Source organism: Acidobacteriota bacterium (assembly GCA_020845575.1).
Taxonomy (GTDB): domain Bacteria; phylum Acidobacteriota; class Vicinamibacteria; order Vicinamibacterales; family Vicinamibacteraceae; genus Luteitalea.
The window spans coordinates 1-3,043 of the sequence record JADLFL010000077.1 but is presented as its reverse complement, the minus strand read 5'-3'; the positions used below and the strand labels follow the sequence as shown (position 1 = coordinate 3,043).

3 protein-coding genes are annotated in these 3,043 nt (G+C 69.3%); all 3 read left to right on the top strand.

Translation table 11 applies throughout. The features are described 5' to 3' along the window. Window positions 1-469, top strand: a 469-nt coding sequence (locus tag IT182_19695) for a CBS domain-containing protein (GenBank protein ID MCC6165574.1), incomplete at its 5' end; no start/stop codon positions are given. A 56-nt stretch (window positions 470-525) separates the two neighbouring features. Further along, on the top strand, window positions 526-1,995 hold the full coding sequence (gene lnt, locus IT182_19690) for an apolipoprotein N-acyltransferase (protein MCC6165573.1): 1,470 nt from the start codon (window positions 526-528) through the stop codon (window positions 1,993-1,995). A 44-nt stretch (window positions 1,996-2,039) separates the two neighbouring features. Further along, window positions 2,040-3,043 (top strand): class I tRNA ligase family protein (locus IT182_19685; GenBank protein ID MCC6165572.1); only part of this gene is annotated, 1,004 nt, incomplete at its 3' end.

Genomic DNA, 3,043 nt, shown 5'->3' with positions numbered 1-3,043 from the left:
GGTGTTCGTGCCCGAGAGCAAGCGCCTCGACGTGCTGCTCAAGGAGTTCCGCGCCAGCCGGAACCACATGGCCATCGTGGTCGACGAGTACGGCGGCGTGGCGGGTCTCGTCACCATCGAGGACGTCATCGAGGAGATCGTCGGCGAGATCGCCGACGAATACGACGTCGAGGATGACCAGACCATCCGGCGCGAGGGCGATCGCCAGTTCACGGTTCGCGCACTCACGCGCATCGACGATTTCAACGAGTATTTCGCCACCGATTTCCCCGACGACGAGTTCGACACCATCGGTGGTCTGGTGATGCATGCCTTCGGCCAGCTGCCGCGCCGCGGTGAGTCGGTGACGCTCGACGGCGTGGAGTTCCGCGTGCTGCGCGCCGATCGCCGCCGCATCGATGTACTGCGCGTGATCACGCCGCTCGAGCCCCCGTCGCGCGGACGCGGTTCCGAAGGCCCCCGGCGCTGATGGCCTTCCCGGTGGGCAGTGCGGCCCTGGGGCCGCGTGGCGCACGGGTCGCTGCCGTGGCCGGCGGGGTCGCAACCGTGCTGGCGTTCGCGCCCTCGTCCTGGTGGCCATTCGCCTTCCTCGGGCCGGCGCTGGTCATGTGGCTGTGGCGGGACGCAACACCTCGCGAGGCGTTCCGGCTCGGTTTCCTCTGGGCAGCCGGCATGTTCGTGCCGGGCACCTACTGGCTGTACACGGCGATCCACGTCTTCGGCCTCGCACCGGTGTGGCTGGCCCTGTTCCTCATGCTCGGTCTCGTCGCGCTGATGGCCTCCTATTACGGGCTGCTGGGATACGCGACCGCGCGCTGGCTACGGCCGGCGACACCGGTGGGAATGCTCTTAGGCGTGCCCTGCGCCTGGCTGCTCGTCGACTGGACGCGTGGCTGGCTGTTCAGCGGCTTCCCGTGGCTGCAGCTCGGCTATTCGCAGAGCGACACGCCGCTCGCGGCGCTGGCGCCGGTTGCGGGCGTGCACGGTGTGACGCTCGTGACGCTGCTCGTGGCAGCAGCGCTCGTCGTGATGGCCTGCATGCCGGGTCGGGCGCGCATCGCCGCGGCGATCGTGCTCGTCACGGCGGCCGGCGGCAGCGTGGTGCTCGACGGTCGCAGCTATACGCGGCCTGCAGGCGCGCCCTTCGATGTCGCGCTGCTGCAGGGCGCGATCCCGCAGGACCTCAAGTGGCAGGACGACAACCGTGCCGCCACACTGGACCTCTACCGCGACATGACGCGCAAGGCCCTCGGCGCCAGGCTGATCGTGTGGCCCGAGGCGGCGCTGCCCGTGCTCGCCCACGAAGCGTCGGACTACCTGGACGCCATCTGGCGTGACGCCCGCGCGCACGGCTCGGACCTGATCCTCGGCCTGCTCCGCCTCGACTTCGCGACCAACCGCTTCTACAACGGCATGGTCGCGTTCTCGGACGGGACGACCTGGTACTACAAGCGTCGTCTCGTGCCGTTCGGCGAGTTCTTCCCGGTGCCGAAATTCGTGCGCGGGTGGATGCGGCTCATGAGCCTGCCTTATGTCGACATGTCGCCGGGTGCCGAGCGCCAGGCGCCCCTCTCTGCCGCGGGCATCCACATCGCACCGACCATCTGCTACGAGGATGCCTACGGATCGGAGCAGCTCGCGACACTGGGCGAGTCGGAGCTCCTGGTGAACGTGACGAACAATGCCTGGTTCGGCGATTCCACCGCGCCGCATCAGCAGCTCCAGATGGCGCGGTTCCGCGCCCGCGAAGCGGGTCGCTACCTCGCGCGCGCGACCTCGAACGGCATCACGGCCATCATCGCGCCGGATGGCCGGGTCGTCGCCCGCGCTCCGCAGTTCGTGCCCGAAATCCTGCGGGCGCGGGTGACGCCGATGACCGGTGTCACGCCCTACGCGCGCACGGGGAACTGGCCCGTGCTGGTCCTCGCGTGGTGCGGGCTCGCCATCGCGCTCACCGGGAGGCGCCGCGGCGGCCCGGCCCGGACGGCCTCCTGATATCCTTGCCGCCCCGTTCCCGACCCGCATTCCCGTCCAGGCCCATGGAAGAACGCTACGAACCCGCAGCCGTCGAAGCCGCCGCCCGGTGCCACTGGGACGAGCACGCCTCGTTCGCCGTCACTGAAGATCCGGCCCGCCCGAAGTACTACTGCCTGTCCATGTTCCCGTACCCGAGCGGGCGGCTGCACATGGGCCACGTGCGCAACTACACGATCGGCGACGTGCTGTCGCGCTTCATGCGCATGCAGGGTGCGAACGTGCTGCAGCCGATGGGCTGGGATGCGTTCGGCCTGCCGGCCGAGAACGCCGCAATGGCGAACGGCGTGCCGCCGGCGAAGTGGACCTGGGACAACATCGCGTACATGAAGCGCCAGCTGAAGGCGCTCGGCTTCGCGATCGACTGGCGTCGAGAGGTCGCGACCTGCGACCCCGCGTACTATCGCTGGAACCAGTGGCTGTTCCTGCGCATGCTCGAGAAGGGCGTTGCTTACAAGACGACTGGCGTCGTGACCTGGGATCCGGTCGACCAGACCGTGCTGGCCAACGAGCAGGTCATCGACGGCTGCGGCTGGCGCACGGGCGCGCCGGTCGAGAAGCGCGAGATCCCGATGTACTACCTCGGCATCACGCGCTACGCGGAGGAACTGCTCGCCGCGCTCGATGGCCTCGCGGGCTGGCCGGAGCGCGTGCGGCTCATGCAGGCGAACTGGATCGGCCGCTCCGAGGGCGCGGAGATCGTGTTCCCGGACATCGACGCGGGCGACGACATCCGCGTGTTCACGACGCGTGCCGACACGCTCCTCGGCGCGACCTATGTCGCGGTCGCCGCGGAGCATCCGATCGCATTGCGTGCCGCGGAGACGAATTCCGCAGTTGCCGCATTCGTCGAGGAATGCCGCCGCGGCGGCGTGACCGAGGCCGAACTCGCGACGCAGGAGAAGAAGGGGCTCGCCACGGGGAGCTTCGTACGCCATCCGCTGACGGGCGAGCCGCTGCCGGTGTGGGTCGCGAACTACGTGCTGATGGGCTACGGCGAGGGCGCCGT